The sequence below is a fragment of the Chryseobacterium sp. 14P4.3.2 genome, assembly GCF_057799275.1.
Genome location: NZ_JBYOKO010000023.1, coordinates 23,279 through 39,514, shown reverse-complemented (window position 1 = coordinate 39,514; position 16,236 = coordinate 23,279). Strand labels below are relative to the sequence as shown.

Annotated in this window: 4 protein-coding genes; 1 reads left to right on the top strand and 3 read right to left on the bottom strand. The window is 38.7% G+C overall.

The genetic code is table 11. The features are described from left to right. Positions 1-5: 5 nt before the first annotated feature. The 3 genes from AC27VX_RS22265 to AC27VX_RS22255 all read right to left on the bottom strand — a co-directional run bounded on the left by AC27VX_RS22265 (position 6) and on the right by AC27VX_RS22255 (position 10,743). Positions 6-6,947, bottom strand: a complete 6,942-nt coding sequence (locus AC27VX_RS22265; RefSeq protein WP_488698083.1) for an SDR family NAD(P)-dependent oxidoreductase — start codon at positions 6,945-6,947, stop codon at positions 6-8. 1,325 nt (positions 6,948-8,272) lie between these two features. Beyond that, complete coding sequence (glsA, locus tag AC27VX_RS22260) at positions 8,273-9,286, bottom strand: glutaminase A (protein WP_300686011.1); 1,014 nt, start codon at positions 9,284-9,286, stop codon at positions 8,273-8,275. A gap of 224 nt (positions 9,287-9,510) precedes the next feature. Further along, positions 9,511-10,743, bottom strand: a complete 1,233-nt coding sequence (locus AC27VX_RS22255; RefSeq protein WP_488698063.1) for a BamA/TamA family outer membrane protein — start codon at positions 10,741-10,743, stop codon at positions 9,511-9,513. 602 nt (positions 10,744-11,345) lie between these two features. On the opposite strand from AC27VX_RS22255, the gene AC27VX_RS22250 reads away from it, so the two are divergent. Beyond that, positions 11,346-16,217: a PKD domain-containing protein gene (locus AC27VX_RS22250; RefSeq protein ID WP_488698061.1), complete on the top strand. Its 4,872-nt coding sequence runs from the start codon at positions 11,346-11,348 to the stop codon at positions 16,215-16,217. Positions 16,218-16,236 lie beyond the last annotated feature (19 nt).

Here is a 16,236-nt window from a genome sequence, read left to right as displayed (position 1 = left end):
GAGGATTACCAATTATTTCCTGACATGATAAGCACCTGGCTTTCAGTTCCGTATTTTATTTCGTTAAGGAAGATTTCTTTTCCTTCATCCAATGGGATCATAGAAATTCCTCTACGTTCGTATTCAGATTCAAGGGTGGAAGAAACCATTCCTGCTCCTTTCCAAGGGCCCCAGTTGATGGAGATTACTTTTCCTTTTAATCTTTTATTCAGTGCATTAGCGTAATCATCCAGTACACTGTTGGCAGCAGCATAATCTGTCTGGCCTTTATTACCATATACCGATGCGATGCTTGAGAATAATACCACAAACTGGCAGTCTGTACGAAGTTGTTCCGCCAATACACGAAGGGGTTTTACTTTGGTATCAAATACGCGTCCGAAAGAGGATGTTGTTTTTTGTTTGAATAATTTATCTTCCAAAAGACCTGCTCCGTGGATCACTCCATCTAAACGGTTATATTTTTCATAAATACCGCTGATCAGATTGCTTAATCCTTCTTCATCGCAAAGGTCTAATGACTGATAAATAATCGTATTTCCAAGCGCTTCCATATCAAGGATCGTGCGTAGGATCTGATTATTTTTGAAAATTTTTGTGGTTTCTTTTTCAATCTCAGCAGGAGAAGTGAATTTTCCGGATTTAATCAGGAATGCTCTGATTTCCTCTTTCGTCTTCATTCCTTCGAATTCTTTAGCAGAAGCTTCATTTCTTGGATCTGCTGATCTTCCTACCAAAATATAAGTACATGGATAAGCCTGAGACATGTGTTTCACCAATTCTGCAGTGATTCCCTGTGCACCTCCCAATACCAGTACCACAGATTTCTGATCTAGCTGAATGTGAGCTTCACTTAAACTCGTTGACAATGGGGAAGGGATAATATCTACCTTATGTCTTTTTTCGTTTTTGTAAATAACTTCAGCTGGTTTATCGTTGGTTAATATTTCCTTTAAAGTAATATCAGCAATCTGATCTACTTCCTGAGGAGTGCTTAAACTGATGAATCTACAAGTTGTATGATCGAATTCTCTTGCTAAACTTTTGAAAAGTCCCGGATATCCCTGATGATGACGTAAAACGCTAACATCAGTTAGTTCCTGAATATGGGCTGCAATATCAGAGATTAAATAAACCCACTTGGCTTTGTCAAAATCCAGTTTTTTAATCAAATCAACGTGATCGATAATGCTTGGTTTGTCAGAAGAAGAGAAGAGGTCCAGCATAATAAGTCCGTCAAATTTTGAAAGATCTTTGTCTGCGTTTACCAGTTCTACGATAGCGCCATGCTTTTCTAAAGCTTCTTTAATAGCTGATGTCTGCTTACTGTCATCCTGAGTGATTGCAAAATATTTTCCCTGAAGGACATCTGTATTTTGTGCTAAGAAATCATCTGTAGGCGTAATGTCAAAACGAAGACGTGATAGTACATTATTCGTAGCTTCAGGAGTGTTAACTTCCTTTGCTTCCTCTCTGACTTCGTTGTTTTCACCGCTCATTTCACTGATCCAGCTTGCCAATCCACGAAGAGTTTTAATGGCTGCCAGTTTTTCCATCACATCATCAGCCTGTTCAAGGTTTTCACCGAAACCGATCTTGTTTTTAAGATCTGCAATGATTTCCATACGCTTGATGGAATCAATACTAAGGTCTGCTTCCAAATCTAAGTCTAGGCCTAGCATTTCTTTTGGATATCCTGTTTTTTCACTTACGATATCAAGAATAGCGTTTTGAAGATCTTCTAATGATAAAGCAGATTTTGCTTGCGGTTTAGCAGTAGCATCATCTGAAGTTCCGTTTTTTTCAGGAGTTGCTGGTGTTGCATCTGCTCCGGAGAATTCAGTTAGCCAGGAAACCAATCCGCTCAGGGTTTTGATGGCTGCCAATTGTTCCATCACCATATCTTCATTGGTGTTACCTTTAGCTAATGTTCCTAGCTCATTACGAAGCGTTCCGATGATTTCCACTCTTTTAATAGAGTCAATACTTAGGTCTGCTTCAAGGTCCATTTCCATGCCCAGCATTTCCTGAGGATATCCTGTTTTATCACTTACAACCTGTAGTAATAAAGCTTTGATATCTCTTGTAGGTGCTGCTTTTACAGCAACGGCAGTAGCCGCTACAGCAACAGTTGCTGTTTGTTGAACCTGTTGTACAGGAATCGTACGTTCAGGAGCTGATGCCGGCATTGGTGTATTATAAACAGGCATTGGATTCACCTGAGGATTCTGTCCCATAAAGGAAAGCATCACATCACGTTGTGCCTGTACCATTAATTTCATGCTGTTTAAATATTCCTGCAACATACGTTCGGCTGTAGATAAGCTTTCCGGTGCAGGAGCTTGCGTATTATGAGTAGTAAAATTGTTCATAGGAATAGGATTTATGATAGGGAGTGCACCATTAGCAGGCAATGAACCTGTTGTCGGATGTGCAGCTTGTCCGTTAACACGCCAGATGGCAGGGCTTTTCTTATACAGCTCAGGCTGGTTGATGTCAACAAGCTGAACGAAACGGCCATCGAAAAGTTTTTCAATATTGAAGCTGCGTCCCGTACCTAAATACTGAGCTAACATACACAGTAAATGAGTGAATTTGTTACGGCTGCTGTCTTCAACATATAAGGTCAACTGGTCTTTTTCAAGACATGATTTTGCCAATCCTGTAAGGACTTTTCCTGGTCCTACCTCGATGAAGATTCTTGCTCCATCGTTATACATCGCTTGCATCTGCTCCACGAATCTTACCGGCTGTACCAGGTGATCAGTCAATCTTTCTTTGATGTCTGAAGGTTTCGACGGATATACTTGTGCTGTCGTATTAGACCATACAGGGATCTGCATTTCCTGGAAAGGGACGTCTTTTAATACCTCAGCATATAAATCTTTTGATTTTGCCAATAATGGACTGTGGAATGCACAGGCAACTTCTAATTTTTTAGCAGAAATACCTTCCTGTTTAAGGATTTCCAATAATGTATTGATGGCCGGAGTGCTTCCTGCAATGACACATTGAGTAGGAGCGTTGAAGTTAACCGGGTAACATCCCTCCACTTTAGCAATGATCGGCTGTAATCGTTCATGAGTAGCACTTGCTGCCAACATTGAACCCGGATCTCCACCTTCTACTGAATCTAAAATAGACTGAGCTCTACGGATACTTAAATCAACTAACTTCTCTTCTGCAAATACTCCAGAGAAACATAAAGCCGGTATTTCACCATAGCTGTGACCAGCCAGCATATCAGGAATAATTCCTAATGATTCTAAGAATTTTGCCAATGCAAGATCAACAATTCCTAAAAGTGGTTGTGCGAGACGGGTATCTTTAATGGTTTCTTTCTGTTGCTTTAAATCCGCTTCATTGAATGTTGCAGAAGGGAAAACCACTTTTTCCAACTCAGGATAGTTATCAATAATCTTACGCATAGCCGGGAAAACTACGAACAGATCACGAGCCATATTGATTCTCTGACTTCCTTGTCCAGGGAATGTGAAGGCTACTTTACCTTCTTTTTTATTAACGGTGAAAGTATCTTTTGTCTCAATCCCTAGCAATACTAGCTCGAGCTTCATCATCAGATCTTCTGCGGTGTCTGCAACAATACTGAACTGAATAGGCTTTTCTGAACTAATGCTTAAACTGTAAGCAATATCTTTTAATGGAATACCATCATTGATTTCCAGTAAAGTCTTAATCTGGCCCGATTGTTGTTTAGCTTCATCATAGGAATCTCCACGGAAGACAAATAATTCTGAAGGCCAGGACTGCATGGTAATAGAATCATCTTGTTTTGGATGGTTTGCTATTACCGTATGGAAGTTTGTACCTCCAAATCCAAAAGCACTGATTCCTGCATACCTGTTTTTTTCTGTCCACAATCCACTTTCTGCATGGAAAGAGAATGGGCTCGTTTTTGCATTATAATAAGCATTTGGATGCTGCAAGTGAAGGGTAGGAGGTTTTACTCCGTGATATACGGCCAGAGAAGCCTTGATCAAACCTGCTAAACCTGCAGCACATTTGGTATGTCCTATCTGAGTTTTCACAGAACCTAAATAAGTCTGTCCCGGTAAAGCTCCTGAACGGCTGAATAAATTAGTCAATGCACTCAGTTCGGTTTTATCTCCCACAACAGTACCTGTACCGTGAGCCTCTACCAATCCTACAGCTGCCGCACTGATTCCGGCCTGAGTATAAGCACGCTCAAGAGCTCTTACCTGACCTACTTTCCTAGGTGCCGTTAATCCAAGGGCTTTACCATCACTGGATCCGCCCACTCCTTTGATTACAGAGTAGATACGGTCTCCGTCGTTGATAGCATCTTCATATCTTTTCAACACAAGGATTGCAATTCCTTCTCCAAGGGCGATTCCGTCTGCATCACTGTCGAATGTAGCACATCTTCCTTTTCTGGAAAGGGCGTGGGTACTGGAGAACATCAGGTAATCGTTGATTCCGTTGTGTAAGTCTGCACCTCCGGCAAGAACCATGTCTGATTTACCTAATACAAGTTCCTGACAAGCTAAATCGATAGCTGCTAGTGAAGAAGCACATGCCGCATCTACGGTGAAGTTTCTCCCTCCAAGATCCAGGCGGTTCGTAATCCTACCTGCGATCACATTGGCCAAAATACCCGGGAAAGAATCCTCTGTGGTATGTGGAAAGGCTTCTTTTACTTCTTCGTGAAGTTCTCCGAAGACCTGTTTATAATATCCTCTGAAGCTATAGCTGTTGGCAAGATCATTACCTCCTTCAGCACCAATAATTACTGAGATATTTTCTCTGTTAATATACTTTTCACCATATCCTGCATCCTCCATTGCGCGTTTGGCTACCAATAAAGTGAGCAATTGTGTTGGCTCAATAGCGGCAAGAGATTGTGGCGGGATACCGAATGCCAATGGATCAAAATCAATTTTCGGAATGAAACCACCCCATTTTGAATGCGATACATCTGCTTCGTCTGAATCCGGTTTATAATAAAGTTCTTTATTCCATCTTTCATCCGGAACTTCAGTTACACTGTCTTTTCCCAGAATAATATTTCTCCAGTATTCTTCAAGATTTTTAGCCCCGGGGAATATACATTCCATACCTACGATAGCGATATCCAATGGTTTTTCGCTTGATGCTGGCTGTTCTGACAATGGTGCGTTTTGGATGTATTCGTAATTGCCGATACTAACATTATGGTGAAGTTCTTCAAGCGTAAGCACCTTGTTTTGCATGGTGGCAATCTGCCCGATCATGTACATTCCGAGATCCAGCTGATCATCTTTAGGAATGTTTACCAATTGATCTCCCTGACGTTCGATTCCTTTGGCTGCGATTCTTAAACGGCCTACATTGAGTTTCTCCAATTGCTCCCACACTACTTTTTTATCAGTTCCGGCAGCCAGAAGTTTAGCTTTTTCCGTTTTGAAGTGGTTGGCAAATGCTGTATTGAGACAACGGGTTTCATGGCCGGGAGCTGTTTCTAATAAAACAGTATCCTTAGCCTGCATCGCCTGTAACTGGAATTCTTCCTGAATAGCTCCGGTTTCTACAGCTTCCTGAGTGTACAGGTAAGCTGTTCCCATCAATACACCCACTTTTACCCCTCTGGCAGCTAATGGAGCAGCCATGATGGAGACGAATGCCGTTGAGAAATCATTATGGATTCCACCTGCGAAAAATACACTGATATTTTCCGGATGGTCTTCTTTTAATATGCGTTCAATTTGTTTTTCCCAAAGAACTGTACTGGATAATGGTCCCACGTGGCCACCACATTCACGGCCTTCGAAAATGAAATTTTTTGCACCTTCTTTAAGGAAAATATCCAACAAGGCAGGAGATGGAACGTGCAGGAATGTCTTTATTCCCGCTTTTTCAAATACTTTAGCCTGTGCAGGTCTTCCGCCTGCGATCAATACTACAGGAGGTTGGGCTTCAAGGATATAAGAGGTTTGTTCATCTCTTAATTCCTGCGGGGCAAATCCTAGAATACCTACACCCCATGTTTTGTTACCTGCCAGTTCTTTAGTTTCCATAACCAACGACTTTGCAGAGCTTCCTTTCAGTAATGATAAGGCAACAAATGGTAAAGCTCCGGCTTCTGCAACAGCATTGGCAAATCCGGGAACATCGCTTACACGGGTCATTGGCCCTTGTGCAATGGGATATTTTAATCCCAATTCCTGAGCTAATGGATTGTTCTGATCGATAACCTGAAGGGCTTTTGCCTGTTTCAGATGTCCATACATGGCTTCTCTGAATCCAAAAATCAGTTTTTTAAGAGTTCTGAAGTCTTCATAAAGATCTGTTGCTAAAGAGATATCTTGTCCCATAGGGATGTAGCATGTGCCAAGATCAAGTCCTGTAAAATACTGTTTAAGATCTCTGGCGGTAGGGTTTTCCGGTAATGCCGGTGAATTAGGTCTTACCAGCACACGGTGATCCGCAATAACTTTGGTTTCTGTACCATTTAGTTTTGAGCATACCTCTTTTAAATCCTTAGGAACAGAGCTTTCCGGAAACAGCGCTAGCTGGCTGTCCAGTACAATCCCTGTTGCTCCTAAAGCTTTTGCTGCCGCTGCGGTATGGAGACCTATTCCTCCCTGTACCCACACCGGAATGGTCTGGATTTCTTTGATGATACGCTGAAATAAAACAAATGTAGATTCGTAGCCTACCAGCCCGGCAGCTTCATTTCCTTTAATAATGATACCTTTTGCTCCTGACTGTTCAGCTTGTTTTGCTTCTTCCAAACTGCTTACCTGGTAAACAATGGATACATCCGGAGCATTGGCTGACATACCAAACGGCAGGATGGCAAATTTTACTTTTTCAGGAATCTGAAGTGATGTAAAACTGTCGTTAGAAAAGCAAATACCATAGGATGGTATATCTATTTGTTCAAGTTGTTTTAACGCATTTTCAGCAGCTGTTAAATCATGCCCCAGGTTGAGAACGGGAAATGCACCCGCCTGATGTAGTTTGGGCATTAGATTAACATCCGGTTTTTCGAAAGGCGTTAGTCCAATAATGGTTAAGTTTTTCATGGCGTGATAATTATTGAAATGATAGCAAGAGATTCCATAACAAAACGCTAAACTTTCGGGTAAAGCGACTATGTATTGTTATGATATAATAAAATTGGTTTTTGTTATATTGTTAACCATAAATGTTATTTTGTAACAAATATTCAATAATCCACTGAATGTCAGCAGATTGGTTAAAATGAGATTGACTTCCGTCTTTTTAAAGGATTCTTGCCCTAAAATGATCAAGTTTTTCATAGCATTTATGGTATTGAAATGTTATTATGAAATTTCACAACAAATCACATAACCATAGGTATTACCAGTGATTTGTTATGATGAGGGAATAAAAGTAATAAATTTATATTATATCTTTAATCATAAATGCAATTTAGTAATAATTTTTTAACAATTAGATGTTAATTATTTAAACGCTATTAAAGTGTATAATTTATTTTTTTATTCTTAGAAACAAGCGGATACAATCTTACTAATTATAATTATAAATGATTATAATTATAGTAATGTCAAGCAAAGATAGCAATAAAAAATAAAATATTTCAAAATTAAGAGATTTGTTTTTTTTATATTAATAAAAGATAATATGAATGGTAATCGGGGGAAAAGAGGGGTCATTAAAATTCGGAAAATGATAAAATTTTCATTTTGAAACTAAAAATAATGCTTTTTTTTAGCATGAAAAAAGAGGTGATTAGCTGGTAAACTGGATGTTATGGTTAAAAAAATGCAATTGAATTTTTTTTTTATGACTTTTTTGAACATTTGCCCGTAAATTTTCATAATTCATTTTAAGTATTTGTTTCACAGGGTGTTGAGTTTTATTAATAGAGGTGGAATAATTTTGTAATATTAATCTCTATAAGGTGATTTTAAAGACTTGTTTGTGAGTGGTTTACATTGGTATTAAAAAAATATTAAAATTTATCTTGGTTGTCTGGAGATTAAATAATTTCATTTTAAGCCAATGTGATGTTCTGCTTATCTGATGGGATTTGATATTGTATGATTATACTTATTATACCGGATTGGCTTTTATAAGAATTTTGCCGTTGTGAGCGCTTCTGATTTTACGATTAAAAATGACAATTAATTGTTTCAAAAAGGGTTGATGAGATGAAGGTGATTGTATGAAAAACAGAAAATAAACGATGTCATATTAAAATAAAACTCCAAAAAGCGGACTGCTTTTTGGAGTTTTGAAAATCTTTTAATATTGAACCTGGTCTTTAAAACAGGCTTAGATTATATTGTTTCACAAGATCTAAAATTATATGATAACCTGCTAATGAATTTCCATGCTGATCCAGAGATGGACTGAAAACGCCTATTCCCATTTTTCCGGGAACGCTTACTGTAATTCCTCCTCCAACACCGGATTTGCTTGGCAAGCCTACCATACGTGAATATTCTCCGCTGAATTCATACATTCCGGCAGTTAACATTTGAGATTCTATTAATTGGGCAACTTCTGCATTTTTATATTTGGAATCTCCGTCAAATCTTACACACTGATTGGCAAAGAAATATCCTATTTTGGCAAGATCTTCCGCCGTAAGTTCGATGGAGCATTGTTTGAAATAGTTATCCAGCTGATCTTCGTTACCGGTAATCAACCCATTGTTTTTCATCAGGTAAAACATTCCACGGTTACGGTGTCCTGTAGATTTTTCAGATTCGTAAACAGATTTATTGTATTCGATGGATTGATTTTTGGTAATATACCGTACCATATCCAAAACTTTAAGAAACGGTTTTTCGCCTTCTCCTGAAATTAAAGAAGTGGTAAGAATGGCTCCTGCGTTCATCATTGGATTCAGCGGTTTGCCTGTTGTTTCAAGGTTTGAGAAATGATTGAAAGGTTTATCAGATCCAAAATATCCTATTTTATCAAAAACATTGGCTTCACCTCTTTCGTTGACAGCGATCATCAATGCAATAATTTTGGAGATGCTCTGCATTGTGAATTTTTTTTGTATATCTCCGGTACTGAATATTTTCCCATTTTTGTCCACTACTGAAAAAGCAATGGCTTTAGCATCCATTTTCCCCAGTTCAGGAATATAGTCAGCAACTTTCCCCTGTGTATAATATGCTCTGTTTTTCTCCATGATACCGTTTAATATTTTTTCAGAAATGGTAGAGATATCTGCGGTTTTCTGAGCATAAACTAAAGTGTTGAAGGAAAGGAAAGCAGTAATGGCAAAGCCTTTTGCGGAAAATAAAATGCTGTTTTTTTTCATATAAAAAAGTATTCGGATACAATGTTTTTTGATTAACCTTAAAAAAAACAAAGATAAAGTATTTCATGTTCGTTGGCAATTGTCCCGTGATATTCATTTCAGAATAGCTTTTTGAAAGATTTACTTACAGGTCCGACCGTACTGTAACGATTGTCATAAAGCAGAAGTAGAGCATGAACTGATTTCCTAATATAGCTAATAAGTGAAGTTGTATATAAAATGGACTAAAATACTTCTCCAATATTTGCGAAAAAGCCATGAGAGTTATTTTGACCGAAGCCGTAGTCTATAGCTAAGTTGGTGCTGCTGTGCTTGTTCAGTTTAATTCGTAATCCGACTCCGTACCCGAAAAGAAGTTTTTTGTATTCATCAGAAAGATCTGCAGAGAAGGATTGTACATTCGCAAAAACTACGCCTCCTAATAATCCGTTTCTGGTAATTCCAAAGCGGTATTCATTTTCATAATAATACATATTTTTGCCCCGAAATCTGCTTTGTATATAGCCCCGCCCCATATTGTTCTGATCGTCCCATCCTGTGCTGGGAAGCATAAGGTAAGGAGGAATTGTTTTACTGGTAGTGAGCCATGCAAATCCCCAAAATGCAAGAGTATTTTCCGAGTTTGTAGGGAAACGGACGTATTTTCTGGCGTCTATCTGAAGTGAGGACCAGTTGGACTGGCTGCCGAGAAATGTAAAATTGGGACGGTAAGTAATGCTTAAATACTCACCGTTCTGAGGATTGATCTGATTGAGTCTGTTATCATATAATGCTTTTACAGCCAGCCCTGAAGCTCTTTCAGAAGTTTTTAAATCCCGGGAGAGAATATGATTGATTCTTTTCCCTAATGAATCCGTAATTTTAATGCTCCAGAACTGGTCATAGTAAATACCACCCCCCACATAAAAATCTTTTAGCGCTTTAAACATAATAGACTGATGCAGCTTTATATATTTAAAGTTGACGGTGTACGCTGTATTGGAGTTGGCTTCTATTGAAATTCTTTTACCTCCTAAGCCGTATACTTCTGAGGGATAGTTGAGGTACTTGAAATCACTGATGAAATTGATTTTGTTTTCCCTTGTCCAGATATTGGCATATAGGGGGGAAATAGTCTGTTTATATTGTGAATAGGTATAGCTTGTGGTGATGTTGGAGATTTTCTGACCTTTGGAATTTTGCTGGTAAAATCCAATATTACCACTTACAACACCGGCAAATCCTGTCTGTAAAGTATAACCTGCGGCCGGAATCAGGGACCAGTTAAATTTTTTTCCTGCCCGGATTGTATCTCCATTGTTTTTTTTATGCAGTATTCTGTGAAGAATATCTACCACATCTTTTTGTTGTACTCCCTCTTGGGGGAAAGGGTCTGATAGGGAAAGGGTTGGCTGGCTTTGGGCCATGCAGAGAAAAGGAAAGATGATAATAAGAAAACAAATGAAGTTTTTTTTCATTGTTATGGGTTTATTATAACAATATTACATATAAATTCTTAGGTGTACGTAAATAATTTAATGGCTTCTTTTTTTTATTCTGTCTTTTTCAGTGACTAATCTTGTGAGGTGTTCTGTAATTTTAGTTTAAAAAATTTAATTCAGATGATTTTATGGTAAGATTACAAATTACAAGGCGAAACGGCAGTGTTCAGCTTCTCTTGTGGCTTCTTTTTTCTTAATCTCAATTTCCTATAAAATCCTACTTTACAAGTTTAAAAAACGGTTAGTTTTATATCCTGAATCTGGTATTTTGGTTATGGATTATATTCTTGTTTATATCAATAATGATTAAAATAATAAACATTGATAGGTTTATTTGTTTATTTTTTACTTCAATTTTTCCTAAAAATGGCTTAAAATTCACTTTTTATTGTTAAAAATGAATGTGAAGCTGAATTTTATAGATAACTATAATGTGGGTGAAATAACACATAATGATGGATTTTGTTATATTGTTGATATTTAGCTATTAATTCATTGATTATTTTCACTATTAAATGATTTTTGTGTTATTTTTTTTACTAATTTGGAAAAAAATTAATAACACTTTTTTAATAACTATGAAAAACAACACCTACTTTAGTAGGCAGCACATCTTCAGATGGCTCCTGCTATGTTGGCTTTTAGTGCCGTGGGCACTACAAGCACAAACTCGAATTACATGGAACTCCCAAGTCGGATGTCAGGAATTTAGGGGCGAAAAAGAAGGCCCCGATGGTAATGGAATAGCCAGTTCCTACATCGATTCTTCTCAATGCCTCCGGGTCTGTGAACAGAGTATTGTGACCTATACAGTAAACGGTCAGAATATTTCCAATGTACAATGGACTGTTTCTGGAGGAAGTGTCTCACCAACAGGTCCAGGAAATACCCAGGCAATAGTCAATTGGGGTTCTGCAGGTAATGGCTCTATACAGGCTACTATTACTTACAGCGACGGAACTGTTGAAAATCAGACGATGTGTATCGAAAAGATCAATAGTCCGGTAGCAAAATTTGAACTGTTAAATCTGGATTCTTCCGTATGTAAAAATACACCGGTTTACTTTGATAACCTGTCTTACCAAAACGGAGGGACAGATATTGTCAATTATTTCTGGGAATTTGGGGACGGAACAACTTCTACGGCTTTTGAACCTTCTCATGCTTATACAGACTCAGGCGTTTATACGATAAAATTAACCGTGACAAACAAATGTGGATGTTCAAGTTCTGTGAAGAAGGAGATTAACGTAAATAAAGCACCTCCTGTGCAGATCAACTGTGCTTCTGTAGTATGTGAAGGAAGCCTTGAAAAATACAGTGTACAGGATGGATGTAAACAAGGTCAATGGAAAGTAATTGGCGGAACTATTGTAAGTAACAATGGTAACGAAATCGAAGTAAAATGGGATCAGGTTGATCCTGCTGACGGCTTTGGTTATGTGATGTTCTTATCAGAATGTGCTTGCCCTGAATGGACAACTGTTAAAATTCCGGTGATTTTATCTAAGGTAATAATCAAAGGAGAGCCTGTAGTATGTGCCAACAAGCAATATACTTATGCAGTTCCTCAGTGGCCGACTACTGATGTGAAATGGAGCTTGTCAGGTCCTGCAGGGGGGCAGCTAAATTACAATCAGCAGAGAAATGAAGTTCTTTTCAGTGCAACTCAGGCGGGAACTTACAGTCTTAAAGCTAATTATTTCAACACGTGGATGTCATGTGAAGGAATGGGTGTCATTGATATCGTAGTAGAAGAGCCTGTGACTGTAGTAAATACAGGATCAGAAGAGATCTGTGCAGGAGAAAGCCAGTCATTTACAACGACTCCGAATGTACCTGTTATCTGGAAAGTAACAACAGGAAGTTCTGTATATACATCACCTCCAACAACAGGGGTGTTCACGTATACTTTTGCTACTGCAGGTACTTATACGGTTACAGCCACCAAACAAAACGGAGGCTGCGAAAGTAAGGGAGTACAAATAAAAGTATCTCCGATTCCTGCTGCTCCTACAGGATCAATAACAGGTGAGAGCAGAGTATGTCCTGGAGTTCCTTATGTTTACACACTTAGCTCAGTGGATCCAGGAATGATCCCGGTATGGGAAGTTTCTAACGGAACTATTCAGGGAAGTAATACAGGAGCTTCAGTAACTGTTATCTTTAATTCCGGATTTGTTGCACTTACTGTGCGTAACAGAACAACCGATGGTGCGGGATGTCTTTCAAATCCAAGACTTATTAAGCTGAAAGAATTAACGCTTACGGGAATTACCATGAACGCTAACCCGGGACCTTTCTGCCCAAGCAGTATGCAGTCTTTCAGCGTAAATCTAGGTGGAATTACTCCTGATTCAATAGAATGGAGTCTTGGAAATCCTGGCTTTGGTAGTGTTGTATCCGGTCAGGGAACTGCAAATATCAATGTTAATTTTAACGAAATTTCAGGATCTAACAATACAACAACTCTGAATGTGAAAATAGTGAAATGCGGAATGACAAAAAATATAAGTATTCCGATTTCATTACTGACTCTCCCAGTTGTTAATTTTACTAATGTTGGAAGTATTTGTTTAGGGTCAGATTTGCATTTTACCATTAATCAGGGGACAATTACTTCAGCGCCTGGGGGGGTTAAGTTTACCTTTACCAATGGTTCAACTTATCCTGCGAATTTTGACGCAACAGGAAATTATACGATTCCAAATAATGGATATATCCTGAATAATACAGGAGGTAATATTTCTCAAACCGTAACAGTAACTTATTATGGAACAAACGGGTGTAATTACGCACCTACAGCAAGTGCCAATTTTGTGATATTCCCTGAGACGATTATTACGGTTTCTCCGGTATATAATATCGCTGTATGTGATCCTGCTTCTATGGCTCCATATACTCTTACAGCTAACAGTTCTACAGGACTTACAAATACAACCGGCTGGCAGTGGTATAAAAATGGAGTACAAATACCGTTAGCTACTACCAATAGCTATACTATTGCAGGAGCTAATGCGTTAGGTATTTATAAAGTAAGAGCAACAGATCAGAATGGTTGTGTTGTTTATTCACAAGAGATCAAAGTAGTACAGTCTTGCCCAAGCAATAGCAGCTGTACAGCAGATCCTCAGATCAACTTCAGTCCGAAATGGACAGGTTGTAATACGATTAGTGTTACCAATTTAAGTTATATCGGAACTCCGGATGAAATTCAATGGGTTTCTGATAGTGTACTTACTTTAGCGTCTGCTCAGGGGGCTCCTACTGCTACGTATTCAACTACGCTTGCGGGTGCACATATTGTTTTTGTACGTCTTAGATATGGTACGTGCTGGTATTCAAGAGGAATAGAAGTAAGAAAGAACTACGAGCCTAAATTTAATGTAGGTATAGTTTGTAATGGAAATAACTATAATGTTACTCTTTATAATACTTCTACTGTATTTGAAGCTACGGGACCTATCACGTATACGTTTAACGGAGGAGGACAGCCTCAGTCAGGACAGACTGCTACTTACAACAATTTGGCACCGGGTACTTATACCTTCACATTGATCATGACTTCACCAGGATTGCCAACATGTACTGTTTCGAAGACTGTTACATTGGCTCCGCCTCCAAGTCTGAATTTTGTAATTCCGGCAGTAGCATGTTCAGGAGAAGTAATCAATCTGGTTGCTCCGGGGTATAATCCGGCTAATACTTATACATGGTACTTTGGTAATAGTTCTATCATTGCTTCAGGAGCTAGTACACCGGTAGCGATTGTAGGAGCTGGAAATACTACTATAAAATTGAGAATTAAGACTGCCCAAGGGTGTTTTTATGACTCTGCATTTGCCCCAATTGTTATAAAAGGTACAAACTTTAGTGGAAGCATTATTCCTCCAGCTGCTGTTGCATGTATTGGGAATAATCCGGTAGTTACTTTTGTTCCGACAGGGGTCGCTCCTTCTGGTTATATCTGGATGAACGGAGCCCAGCCTGTAGCAGGAGCACCAAGTTCTGCCAGCTTCACTCCGACTCAGTCTGGTAGTTACTGGCCGGTATTGGTGTCAGCAGACGGATGTAAGACTGAATTTATGAGTGAGCAGCCAGTTTCTGTGACACTTAAGAGCCTTCCATATGTTAATATTTCAGGAAAAGCAAATATCTGCTCAGGATCCTCAACGATTCTTACAGGTATTGTAACTGATAATACATTACAGTATCAATGGAAGAAGAATGGGGTATTAGCATCACCGGCATGGAGCGCTGGTCCTTATCCTATTGCCTTTAATACAGGAACTTTAACTACAGGTACATATGTCTTTACTCTTGAGGTTAGAACACCTGGAGCATCAGGATGTGTTAGTTCTAAAAACTTTACTGTTACAGTAAGTAATCCGCCATCAGCAGTTACAATTTCGTATGCTATGCAGAGCTGCCAGCCTTATGAAGTTAAATTAACGGCATCAGGACCAGCATCAGGAGATTATAACTGGAGTAACGGAATGACAGGCCAGTCTATTGTAGTAAATGAAGGCGGTGCTTATCAGGTTATTTACACGGCACCAAGCGGTTGTAAAGTAAGCCATACAGTAGAAGTGCCATTGAGTCTTGAAAGTCTTATGTGGGTATTCCCTACAGGATGTTATGATAACTGCTATAGAAAAGGATATGTATTGGGACCAAAAGGATTGTTTGATCACTACGAATGGCAACTGTTCAGCAACAGTATTCAAAGTGGAAACAATAGCTTCATCAATCCGCTTTATCCTGGAACACCTGGAACTTATCAGTTACAGATCAATCAATTTGGATGTCAGTATATCTCAGGTGCAATGAACTACTTCCCTGGTAAAGAATGTGGAGTAGAAACAGATTGTAAATTGAAAGCTGACTTTAAACCTATGAAATGGGATGGTGATCATTATAATATATATGGTGCTATTCATAATGGCGGATCTCAGGCTATAACTCTTACAATTTCCAGTGTAAATGGATACGGAAGCTATATTCCATCCATGATCACTATTCCTGCAGGAGGTACATATGACCTGAGTTCAAATCCATTAGCATTCTACCCGAATCCTAACTTCCAGGGCGTTGATGAAATTTTATTATTCAATGAAACTTGTAAGTTTAGTACCAAAGTAGTAGATCCTTATTGGATGAGTAGTAAGCAAGCGAATAGAGGAGTGACTACAACTTCAGTTTCTTCGCTGAAAATGATACCAAATCCTGCGAAGGAAAAAGTGAAAATCTCGTATAATACGGGCGATGAAAATTTACAGGCAAAACAGGTTACGGTTTTTGATGCCATAGGCAATGTCAAATTCCGCAAAGAACTGAAAGCGGCTTCCGGAGAGGTAGACGTGGAAGTTTCAAACTGGCTGCAAGGTGTTTACATTGTCATTGTACAAACGGGAGACACATCATTACAAGGAAAACTAATTAAGAATTAGTAACTTATAAGACAGTGTT